We start from the raw sequence: 9,628 nt of genomic DNA on the forward strand, positions 1-9,628 counted from the left end.
TGGCGGTCATGAGCACGTTGCTATCCCGAATCATCTTGAGCGACAGTTCGCCGTACCGTTACCATGCTGTCCCGCCCTGGACGCATGACCGAAACGGAGACGCTGAATGAGTACGCTGTCTCCCGTCTGCGCGCGCCACTTATCGCACTTTATCAGGACCCGGCGCAACGCACCATGCAGGCTGTTCATACGCTTCTGGCACATTCCGGTCTGTACCTGAAAGAGCAGCATGACTGCCTTGTTATCTGTGACGGTTACGATCAGACGCGTACGCCCGTACGCGCTGAACGTGTCTGGCCAGCCCTGACGAAAGCGGTCATGAACAGCTATGAAGGTGGGTGGCAGCCTGTTCCTCATGACATTTTCCGCCAGGTCCCTCCGGCGGAACGTTTTGCCGGCGGAGGACTGAAAGCCCGCCCGGTCAGCGATCGGGAATGGGCAAAACTGCGCACCGGTTCGGGTCCGCAGGGCGCGCTTAAACGTGAGATTTTCTCCGACAAAGAAAGCCTGTGGAGCTATGCGGTATCACACTGCCGTCAGGATTTAGAGGCGCTTATCAGCAGCGGGAATTTCACCTGGGAGCGCGGTCATGAACTGCTGGCGCGTCAGGGATTACTGTTGATGCGTGAGAAGCAGGGCCTGGTGGTTATGGACGCATATAACCACGACCAGACGCCGGTTAAAGCAAGCCATGTCCATCCTGATCTGACGCTTGTACGTGCAGAGCCGCATGCCGGTGCGTTTGTTCGTGTGCCGTCAGATATTTTTGAACGCGTTGCGCCGGTGAGCCGTTATAACCCTGAGCTTGCCGTCAGCGACCGCGATATCCCGGGCATGAAACGTGATCCTGAACTGCGTCGTCAGCGTCGCGAAGCACGCGCTGCAGCGCGCGACGATCTGAAGGCCCGCTATTCAGCCTGGCGCGCGAACTGGCAGCGTCCGGACTTACACAACCGGGAACGCTGGCAGGCGATACATGACGAGTGCAGGATGCGTAAGGCACGTATCCGCGCACAGCAACGCGATCCTCTCGTGCGGAAGCTGCATTATCACATTGCGGAGCTGCAGCGCATGCAGGCACTCATTGCGCTGAAAGAGAGTGTGAAAGCGGAACGACTGGAGCTTATCGGGCAGGGGAAATGGTATCCGCCGTCTTACCGGCAGTGGGTTGAAGTGGAAGCGCTGAAAGGTGACAGGGCTGCGATATCGCAGCTGAGGGGATGGGATTACCGGGATCGTCGTCATGATAATACGCAGTCGACGTCCAACCAGCGTTGCGTGGTGCTTTGCGAACCGGGAAGCGCACCGCTGTACTACAATATGCCAGGCCTTAAGCCTGCCTTACAGAAAAACGGCAGCATCCGGTTCAGCGATACTGATACCGGGCAGCACGTCTGTACCGATTACGGCGATCGGGTGGTGTTCAGAAACGGCAGTGATTTTGCGTCCCTTCAGCGTGAGCTAAACCGGGTATCCCCTGTGCTTTTCGCCAGGGACCCGAAGATGGGCTTTGCTCCGGAAGGGAATGACATACAGTTTAACCAGGCGCTTGCTGAGATGGTGGGCTGGTATAATGTGTACCGTGCGGGAGAAGAGGATCAGGTCCGTATCAGCCGACCGGATGTGGACAGAATGCGTGAGCAGTGCGAAGCGTTTTTCCGTAACGCAGAGGCGGAGCAGAATACACCGGCATACATCTCACATGAGCCACGTAACGACTGGAAGCCACCTTCTCCGCGTTAGCATGAGCAGGCGCACTAAACCTCTTTACGCAAGCCATTCATCATGGTTGACACTAACTTATATTAGCGTAATATTATTTTTGAGCGGGAAGCCAACTGCATTAGGGTGCAATAGTTGGTGGATGAACCCCATAGAAGCCCTAACTTCTGTGCCTGGGTGAGACCTCAGCACCTTTAGTCTGAAGGTGTTTAATATAAAAAGACAACATTATTAGCCGCAGTGTTCATCATTGCGGCTTTTTGTTATCTGCAATACAGCAACTTCCCTCTGCGGTGTTTGTTCAGCCCCTTTGCTTCTGTGTGCATAAAGTTCCAGAGAACCTTTCCATCCCAGGGTGCAACAACTACCAGCATTTGCTGCCTCTGCTTGTATGTGCCGATAAAGATATAACGCACCATTTCATCGTCATACATTGTTTCCCATATCTCGTAGGGATGCTCAAGTGTGTCGAGTGCCAGCTTTACGTAACGTTCACGTGCGTCTACGCGCTTCTCCACAATGTGGGCAAGCTTATCGCGTACAATACACATGTTTCCTATATGCGTTGCCTTAATAACTGCAGACATTTCTGGCGAGCTGAAACCCATATGTGCTTCCAGGAACGCCAGGGCTTCTTCAGCTGTACTCCCTGCGACGATCTCTTCTGGTTGATCACGACGTTCTTCAGCTTCAAGGTTCCTGAGGTCTTTCAGGTCCAAATCTTTAAAGGTTGGTAATCCATTGAGAGCTTTAGCCATTCTTATTGTTAAATCCGCCATTTATACGCAGATGAGCAGGATATCATTACACTTCCCGGGTCGCCAGAACAGGCAGACCGAATAACACCGAAGGCAAGGCAGAAGCAGGCATAAGATAATTAAAGAAAAAAGGCCGCGCAAGCGGCCTTTTTTTATCAACGAGAAAGATTCGGCCACTTAACTGAGGCGGAGCCCTGCTGGGTTCGAATAATTGTTGTTTGAGCGATGTCCTGGCCGCTATCTCCGGAAGGCTAATATTACGCAGAATTGCATCTGTAGGTATCATCGCTTCCGGTGCGGCTGTTTCATCAGTCTCAGGTTTGTTGAGCGTGATATAGCGTAAGGTAAGTTCTGCCATGGTTGTGGTTTTGATAACTTCCAGTGCTTCCTCCCACAGACTTTTTTCACGCCCGCGGCGGTCCATGTCATATTCTGTCATCAGGTTGTGCGCTTCCTGGCGGTTGGCCAGCCGCCAGGAAGGTGGCGATCGCTTTCCACGGCTCTCCTCTTGACTTCTTTTTGCGGCGGGATGGTTTTCCGGACGGGGCAGGATTAGGCGAATGGCCTCGGCCTCCGTCCGGGCAACGGCCACGATCCCAACTCCTTCAATAAACCCTTTGGTCGTGTTTGCACTGTGCAGGGGGTAAAAGGGGGCCGCTTGGAAAACGGAAAATATCCTACGTTAAGCCTATTTTTTGAGCTGGCATGACGGGCAGCTATGAGCGAAGTATAGTCATTCGCCCTATCTCTTTTGTCGCACTTTCAACAAGGGGGTCGCTTGGAAAGCGGAACGAGGTCAGTCTCCGCCCGGACTGCTCAGCTCTTTAAACAGCAAAAGAGAGGCATCTTATGAGAAGGGATTGTTCAGTATGTCAGGGCAGACTGCTTTTTCATCCGCAGGTACTGAGGGTAAATGCTCAATTCCGGTACGATTCTTACTCTATAGCCAGACAGAATTCAGCATTGTGCTGAACCCGAATCTTTTTTTACTCTGACAGGCCTGTTCATCAGAACCCTGAAAAAACAATTTTCCCGTTCACATTTTTATTTTCCATGTCCTCATGAGCCCGGCGAAGTGCTTTTGTAGTGGTCATTCAATCCTTGTAACATCAGGATGATCCTGGTGTCAGTGAAAATACGAAATCAACACGTTGGTATCATTACCCACCTGTAAACTGACGTCGGCATTTTGAATCTCACTTCGGCGTGCCCCCTCCGAATGGCGCAAAACATTTCGTGGTATGGCATGATAGCACCCGAAGAGAGTCAATTCAGGGTGGTAAATGTGAAACCAGTAACGCTATACGATGTCGCAGAGTATGCCGGTGTCTCTTATCAGACCGTTTCCCGCGTGATGAACCAGGCCAGCCACGTCTCTGCGAAAACGCGGGAAAAGGTGGAAGCGGCGATGGCGCAGCTGAACTACATTCCCAACCGCGTGGCACAACAACTGGCGGGCAAACAGTCGTTGCTGATTGGCGTTGCTACCTCCAGTCTGGCCCTGCACGCGCCGTCGCAAATTGTCGCGGCGATTAAATCTCGCGCCGATCAACTGGGTGCCAGCGTGGTGGTGTCGATGGTAGAACGAAGCAGCGTCGAAGCCTGTAAAGCGGCGGTACATAACCTTCTCGCGCAACGCGTCAGTGGTCTGATCATTAACTATCCGCTGGATGACGAGGATGCCATTGCTGTGGAAGCTGCCTGCGCTAATGTTCCGGCCCTATTTCTTGATGTCTCTGACCAGACTCCCATCAACAGTATTATTTTTTCCCATGAAGACGGTACGCGACTGGGTGTGGAGCATCTGATCGCATTGGGTCACCAGCAAATCGCGTTGTTAGCCGGTCCATTAAGTTCTGTCTCGGCGCGTCTGCGTCTGGCGGACTGGCATAAATATCTCACACGCAATCAAATTCATCCGATAGCGGAACGGGAAGGCGACTGGAGTGCCATGTCCGGTTTTCAACAAACTATGCAAATGCTGAATGAGGGCATCGTTCCCACTGCGATGCTGGTTGCCAACGATCAGATGGCGCTGGGCGCAATGCGCGCTATTACCGAGTCCGGGCTGCGCGTTGGTGCGGATATCTCGGTAGTGGGATACGACGATACCGAAGACAGCTCGTGTTATATCCCGCCGTTAACCACCATCAAACAGGATTTTCGCCTGCTGGGGAAAACTAGCGTGGACCGCTTGCTGAAACTCTCTCAGGGCCAGGCGGTGAAGAGCAATCAGCTGTTGCCCGTCTCACTGGTGAAAAGAAAAACCACCCTACCGCCCAATACGCAAACCACCTCTCCCCGCACGTTGGCAGATTCCTTAATGCAGCTGGCACGACAAGTTTCCCGACTTGAAAGCGGGCAGTGAGCGCAACGCAATTAATGTGAGTCAGCTCACTCATTAGGCACCCCAGGCTTTACACTCTATGTGTCCGGCTCGTATGTTATGCGAAAATGTGAGCGGATAACAATTCACACAGGATACAACTATGACAATGATTACGGATTCACTGGCCGTCGTATTACAACGTCGTGACTGGGAAAACCCTGGCGTTACCCAACTTAATCGCCTTGCGGCACATCCCCCTTTCGCCAGCTGGCGTAATAGCGAAGAGGCTCGCACCGATCGCCCTTCCCAAGAGTCGCGCAGCCTGAATGGTGAATGGCGCTTTGCCTGGTTCCCGGCACCAGAAGCGGTACCAGAAAGCTGGCTGGAGCGCGATCTTCCTGACGCCGATACTGTCATCGTCCCCTCAAACTGGCAGATGCACGGTTACGATGCGCCTATCTACACCAACGTGACCTATCCCATTGCGGTCAATCCGCCGTATGTTCCCACGGAGAATCCGACGGGTTGTTACTCGCTCACATTTAATATTGATGAAAGCTGGCTACAGGAAGGCCAGACGCGAATTATTTTTGATGGTGTTAACTCGGCGTTTCATTTGTGGTGCAACGGGCGCTGGGTCGGTTACGGACAGGACAGTCGTTTGCCGTCTGAATTTGACCTGAGCGCATTTTTACACGCCGGAGAAAACCGCCTCGCGGTGATGGTGCTGCGCTGGAGTAACGGCAATTATCTGGAAGATCAGGATATGTGGCGGATGAGCGGCATTTTCCGTGACGTCTCGTTGCTGCACAAACCGACCACACAAATCAGCGATTTCCATGTTGTTACTCACTTTAATGATGATTTCAGCCGCGCTGTACTGGAGGCAAAAGTTCAGATGTACGGCGTGCTGCGCGATGAGCTGAGGGTGACGGTTTCTTTGTGGCAGGGTGAAACACAGGTCGCCAGCGGCACCGCGCCTTTCGGCGGTGAAATTATCGATGAGCGTGGCGGTTATGCCAATCGCGTCACGCTACGTCTGAACGTCGAAAAACCGGCGCTGTGGAGCGCCGAAATCCCGAATCTCTACCGTGCGGTGATTGAACTGCACACCGCCGACGGCATGCTGATTGAAGCAGAAGCCTGCGATGTCGGTTTCCGCGAGGTGCGGATTGAAAATGGCCTGCTGCTGCTGAACGGCAAGCCGTTGTTGATTCGCGGTGTTAACCGTCACGAGCATCATCCTCTGCATGGTCAGGTCATGGATGAGCAGACGATGGTGCAGGATATCCTGCTGATGAAGCAGAACAACTTTAACGCCGTGCGCTGTTCGCATTATCCGAATCATCCGCTGTGGTACACGTTGTGCGACCGCTACGGCCTGTACGTGGTGGATGAAGCCAATATTGAAACCCACGGCATGGTGCCAATGAATCGTCTGACCGATGATCCGCTCTGGCTACCCGCGATGAGCGAACGCGTAACGCGAATGGTGCAGCGCGATCGTAATCACCCGAGTGTGATCATCTGGTCGCTGGGGAATGAATCAGGCCACGGTGCTAATCACGATGCGCTCTATCGCTGGATTAAATCTGTCGATCCTTCCCGCCCGGTACAGTATGAAGGCGGCGGAGCCGACACCTCCGCAACCGATATTATTTGCCCGATGTACGCGCGTGTGGATGAAGACCAGCCCTTCCCGGCTGTGCCGAAATGGTCCATCAAAAAATGGCTTTCGCTGCCTGGAGAACTGCGTCCGCTGATCCTTTGCGAATATGCCCACGCAATGGGTAACAGTCTTGGTGGCTTCGCTAAATACTGGCAGGCGTTTCGTCAATACCCCCGTTTACAGGGCGGCTTCGTCTGGGACTGGGTCGATCAATCGCTGATTAAATATGATGAAAACGGCAACCCGTGGTCGGCTTACGGCGGTGATTTTGGCGATACGCCGAACGATCGCCAGTTCTGCATGAACGGTCTGGTCTTTGCAGACCGCACGCCGCATCCAGCGCTGACAGAAGCAAAACACCAGCAGCAGTTTTTCCAGTTCCGTTTATCCGGGCAAACCATCGAAGTGACCAGCGAATACCTGTTCCGTCATAGCGATAACGAGCTCCTGCGCTGGATGGTGGCGCTGGATGGCAAGCTGCTGACAAGCGGTGAAGTGCCTCTGGATGTCGCTCCACAAGGAAAACAGTTGATTGAACTGCCTGAACTACCGCAGCCGGAGAGCACCGGGCAACTCTGGCTAACGGTTCACGTAGTGCAACCGAACGCGACCACATGGTCAGCAGCCGGGCACATCAGCGCCTGGCAGCAATGGCGTCTGGCGGAAAACCTCAGCGTGACACAACCCTCCGCGCCCCACGCCATCCCGCAACTGACCACCAGCGAAACGGATTTTTGCATCGAACTTGGTAATAAGCGTTGGCAATTTAACCGGTTGTCAGGTCTTCTTTCACAAATGTGGATCGGCGATGAAAAACAACTGCTGACGCCGCTGCGCGATCAATTCACCCGTGCACCGCTGGATAATGACATTGGCGTAAGTGAAACGACCCGCATTGACCCTAACGCCTGGGTCGAACGCTGGAAGGCGGCGGGCCATTACCAGGCCGAAGCAGCGTTGTTGCAGTGCACGGCAGATACACTTGCCGACGCGGTGCTGATTACGACCGCCCACGCGTGGCAGCATCAGGGGAAAACCTTATTTATCAGCCGGAAAACTTACCGGATTGATGGTAGTGGTCAAATGGCGATTACCGTTGATGCTGAAGTGGCAAGCGATACGCCGCATCCGGCGCGGATTGGCCTGACCTGCCAGCTGGCGCAGGTCGCAGAGCGAGTAAACTGGCTCGGATTAGGACCGCAAGAAAATTATCCCGACCGTCTTACTGCGGCCTGTTTTGACCGCTGGGACTTGCCATTGTCAGACATGTATACTCCGTACGTTTTCCCGAGCGAAAACGGTCTGCGCTGCGGGACGCGCGAATTGAGTTATGGCCCACACCAGTGGCGCGGCGACTTCCAGTTCAACATCAGCCACTACAGCCAACAACAACTGATGGAAACCAGTCATCGCCATCTGCTGCACGCGGAAGAAGGCACATGGCTGAATATCGACGGTTTCCATATGGGAATTGGTGGCGACGACTCCTGGAGCCCGTCAGTGTCGGTGGAATTCCAGCTGAGCGCCGGTCGCTACCATTACCAGTTGGTCTGGTGTCAAAAATAATAATAACCAGGCAGACCATGTCTGCCCGTATTTTGCGTAAGGAAATCCATTATGTACTATTTAAAAAACACAAACTTTTGGATGTTCGGTTTATTCTTTTTCTTTTACTTTTTTATCATGGGAGCCTACTTCCCGTTTTTCCCGATTTGGCTACATGACATCAACCATATCAGCAAAAGTGATACGGGTATTATTTTTGCCGCTATTTCTCTGTTCTCGATATTATTCCAACCGCTGTTTGGTCTGATTTCTGACAAACTCGGACTGCGAAAATACCTGCTGTGGATTATTACCGGCATGTTAGTGATGTTTGCGCCGTTCTTTATTTTTATCTTCGGGCCACTGTTACAATACAACATTTTAGTAGGAGCGATTGTTGGTGGTATTTATCTTGGCTTTTGTTTTAACGCCGGTGCGCCAGCAGTAGAGGCATTTATCGAGAAAGTCAGCCGTCGTAGTAATTTCGAATTTGGTCGCGCGCGGATGTTTGGCTGTGTTGGCTGGGCGATGTGTGCCTCGATTGTCGGCATCATGTTTACCATCAATAATCAGTTTGTTTTCTGGCTGGGTTCTGGCTGTGCATTCATCCTCGCCGTTTTGCTCTTTTTCGCCAAAACAGATGCGCCCTCTTCCGCCACGGTTGCCAATGCGGTAGGTGCCAACCATTCGGCATTTAGCCTTAAGCTGGCGCTGGAACTGTTCAGACAGCCAAAACTGTGGTTTTTGTCACTGTATGTTATTGGCGTCTCCTGCACCTACGATGTTTTTGACCAACAGTTTGCTAATTTCTTTACTTCTTTTTTTGCCAACGGTGAACAGGGTACGCGGGTATTTGGCTACGTAACGACAATGGGCGAATTACTTAACGCCTCGATTATGTTCTTTGCGCCGCTGATCATTAATCGCATCGGTGGGAAAAACGCCCTGCTGCTGGCAGGCACTATTATGTCAGTACGTATTATTGGCTCATCGTTCGCTACCTCAGCACTGGAAGTGGTTATTCTGAAAACGCTGCATATGTTTGAAGTACCGTTCCTGCTGGTGGGCTGCTTTAAATATATTACCAGCCAGTTTGAAGTGCGTTTTTCAGCGACGATTTATCTGGTCTGTTTCTGCTTCTTTAAGCAACTGGCGATGATTTTTATGTCTATTCTGGCGGGCAATATGTATGAAAGCATCGGTTTCCAGGGCGCTTACCTGGTGCTGGGTCTGGTGGCGCTGGGCTTCACCTTAATTTCCGTGTTCACGCTTAGCGGCCCCGGCCCACTTTCCCTGCTGCGTCGCCAGGTGAATGAAGTCGCTTAAGAAATTAATGTCGGATACGGCGCGAGCGCCTTATCCGACCAACTTATCAGGACGGAATGTTAAAAATGAACATGTCGATGACAGAAAAAATAAAAGCAGGCAAGCTATTTACCGATATGTGCGAAGGCTTACCTGAAAAAAGACTTCGTGGGAAAACATTAATGTATGAGTTCAATCACTCGCTTCCATCAGAAGTTGAAAAAAGGGTAATGACTCCAACTTATTGATAGTGTTTTATGTTCAGATAATGCCCGATGACTTTGTCATGCAGCTCCACCG

At 52.2% G+C, this 9,628-nt stretch carries 7 protein-coding genes and 1 pseudogene; 5 read left to right on the top strand and 3 right to left on the bottom strand.

The annotated features are described in order from the left end of the window. The first annotated feature begins 84 nt into the window (after positions 1 to 84). Entirely contained in the window at positions 85 to 1,743 is a 1,659-nt protein-coding gene (locus tag ACSVHP_RS22620) for a NikB (RefSeq protein ID WP_103793518.1), read from the top strand. A gap of 242 nt (positions 1,744 to 1,985) precedes the next feature. Here the strand turns inward: ACSVHP_RS22620 and ACSVHP_RS22625 are convergent, their stop codons facing one another. Together ACSVHP_RS22625 and ACSVHP_RS22630 are read right to left on the bottom strand one after the other, a co-directional pair. Beyond that, on the bottom strand, positions 1,986 to 2,480 hold the full coding sequence (locus tag ACSVHP_RS22625; RefSeq protein WP_058663152.1) for a PBECR2 nuclease fold domain-containing protein: 495 nt from the start codon (positions 2,478 to 2,480) through the stop codon (positions 1,986 to 1,988). Positions 2,481 to 2,526: 46 nt separating this feature from the next. Next, positions 2,527 to 3,072 carry a hypothetical protein gene (locus ACSVHP_RS22630; RefSeq protein ID WP_103793519.1) on the bottom strand — a complete coding sequence of 182 codons (546 nt, stop codon included), beginning with the start codon at positions 3,070 to 3,072 and terminating at the stop codon, positions 2,527 to 2,529. 693 nt (positions 3,073 to 3,765) lie between these two features. Here ACSVHP_RS22630 and lacI point away from each other — a divergent pair. The 4 genes and pseudogenes from lacI to ACSVHP_RS22650 form a co-directional block, all read left to right on the top strand. Further along, positions 3,766 to 4,848, top strand: coding sequence for a DNA-binding transcriptional repressor LacI (gene lacI / locus ACSVHP_RS22635; protein ID WP_016809493.1), 1,083 nt, complete (start codon positions 3,766 to 3,768; stop codon positions 4,846 to 4,848). Between the two features lie 121 nt (positions 4,849 to 4,969). Further along, positions 4,970 to 8,044: a beta-galactosidase gene (gene lacZ / locus ACSVHP_RS22640; protein WP_103793520.1), complete on the top strand. Its 3,075-nt coding sequence runs from the start codon at positions 4,970 to 4,972 to the stop codon at positions 8,042 to 8,044. A gap of 51 nt (positions 8,045 to 8,095) precedes the next feature. Beyond that, positions 8,096 to 9,349, top strand: a complete 1,254-nt coding sequence (gene lacY / locus ACSVHP_RS22645; protein ID WP_088221856.1) for a lactose permease — start codon at positions 8,096 to 8,098, stop codon at positions 9,347 to 9,349. A 65-nt stretch (positions 9,350 to 9,414) separates the two neighbouring features. Further along, a pseudogene (locus tag ACSVHP_RS22650) lies at positions 9,415 to 9,555 on the top strand (maltose acetyltransferase domain-containing protein); the annotation flags it as partial. Between the two features lie 14 nt (positions 9,556 to 9,569). Here ACSVHP_RS22650 and ACSVHP_RS22655 read toward each other — a convergent pair. Next, positions 9,570 to 9,626 (bottom strand): IS1 family transposase, encoded by a 57-nt coding sequence (locus ACSVHP_RS22655; RefSeq protein WP_003032489.1) that lies wholly within the window; start codon positions 9,624 to 9,626, stop codon positions 9,570 to 9,572. Between the last annotated feature and the right edge of the window lie 2 nt (positions 9,627 to 9,628).

The organism is Enterobacter sp. 186315 (assembly GCF_053290175.1).

What these genes read in the sequence shown, in the direction of transcription:
- ACSVHP_RS22620 (WP_103793518.1), top strand. Translation starts at nt 85, where the DNA reads ATGACCGAAACGGAGACGCTGAATGAGTACGCTGTCTCCCGTCTGCGC.
- ACSVHP_RS22625 (WP_058663152.1), bottom strand. Translation starts at nt 2,480, where the DNA reads ATGGCTAAAGCTCTCAATGGATTACCAACCTTTAAAGATTTGGACCTG.
- lacZ (WP_103793520.1), top strand. Translation starts at nt 4,970, where the DNA reads ATGACAATGATTACGGATTCACTGGCCGTCGTATTACAACGTCGTGAC.
- lacY (WP_088221856.1), top strand. Translation starts at nt 8,096, where the DNA reads ATGTACTATTTAAAAAACACAAACTTTTGGATGTTCGGTTTATTCTTT.